Here is a 991-nt window from a genome sequence, read left to right on the forward strand (position 1 = left end):
AGGAGTAAAGTTGTCTGCTGTATTATTTTTCTTTATAAGAAATGTGGTTGTAGCTGGTGGTAGAGGTCTCTTGATATAGCTAATAAATTTGTTAGCAACTAATTGTGCCTGACGCTTTGTAAGACTTTGATCAACATAATTTGATGAATAATTGCCTACAGATGCGCAACCAGCCACCAACACAACCGGTGACAGCAATAAATATTTTAACATCTTTAATTCCCCTTACTTATTGTTGCTCTTTATTTGCGAAGCTCCTCTTCCAGAAATAAGAGCAACTTTACTTATAGCCATTAACAACATATCGGTATCTAATCAATAGGTTAATTAATCAATGAATAGTGGTTTCAGCTGTAAAGGCTGCTTGAAGTGCTTCTGGTGGCGTATATTTTAATAAACTGCTGCTTTTAGTGATTATGATAAAAAAGCAATTTTTTGCGTTTGCATGTTAAGATCATGTCCTCTATCTATAAAATGATGCGTTAGGTTCTGTTTCAGATCGACCAAAAAAATTTTCAAGCATTGCTTTTTGAGGGCTATCTTTTTTTTAATACGTATGAATGCTTATTCTGTTTTCTGTAAAATACTATCGTTTGAGGTGTGGTGTTTGTAAGGCATCAAATTTTGTACATGTGATGTTTTTATGAGAGTATGTGGTGAATATTTGAGGGAGAGCTTGTCCGGATAATCTTGTGAAATGAACCACATAAAATGGGAAGCTAAAAGAGTTCTGTTCTGAGAAGACGGATTGTTTCCCAACAGGATAGGGAAGGGGCTTCTGTCCTTTGAGGGGTGGGAGGCAAGTTAAGAACAGAGAGTGTAGCGCCCTATATTATGATGTTAAAAGCTTTCATTTTGATCAGAGAGTAATTGTAAAATGGCTCTTTGTTTTATCGAGGTTAGGACTCTAAATTTTTTGAGCAGCAGGTATTCTTTTGTACTTGATGCGATTTCATCATGAGAGTACGGGGGCAGTTGTTTTGTTAAGATA

The 991-nt window shown here is 35.8% G+C and carries 2 pseudogenes; both read right to left on the minus strand.

What is annotated here, in order from left to right:
- Nucleotides 1–213: pseudogene (locus tag ACFIO3_RS13980) on the minus strand (hypothetical protein); the annotation flags it as partial.
- Nucleotides 214–840: 627 nt separating this feature from the next.
- Nucleotides 841–991 (minus strand): annotated as a pseudogene (locus ACFIO3_RS13985) (transcriptional regulator); the annotation flags it as partial.

Source organism: Bartonella sp. AD328YNZD (assembly GCF_042196425.1).